1 protein-coding gene is annotated in these 399 nt (G+C 47.6%); it reads left to right on the top strand.

Annotated elements, in window-relative coordinates; all coding sequences use genetic code 11:
* On the top strand, window positions 1–399 hold a 399-nt coding region (locus AC1M9F_RS14505; protein WP_481598120.1), incomplete at both ends, for a thiolase family protein.

Genomic DNA, 399 nt, shown 5'->3' with positions numbered 1-399 from the left:
CTTCTGTGGATTGGAATGTCGTCGATGACGTTTTATTTGGCTGTGCCAACCAAGCCGGTGAAGATAATCGTAACGTCGGTCGTATGTCGGCGCTTTTAGCAGGTATCCCTTATACAGTACCTGCAACCACAGTCAACCGTTTATGTGGTTCATCACTCGATACTGTGGCAATGGCCGCGCGTGCCATTAAAGCTGGTGAGGCTGACGTAATTGTGGCAGGTGGTGTTGAATCCATGTCACGTGCTCCATTTGTGATGGGTAAATCTGAGAGTGCATTTGGTCGTAGTCAAAAGATTGAAGACACCACAATGGGCTGGCGTTTTATCAACCCGAAGCTTAAAGAAATGTATGGTGTTGAAACCATGCCGCAAACGGCTGAAAACGTGGCTGAACAGTTCA

Source organism: Acinetobacter sp. ANC_7504 (assembly GCF_056779995.1).
This window is presented reverse-complemented; position numbering and strand designations above follow the sequence as displayed.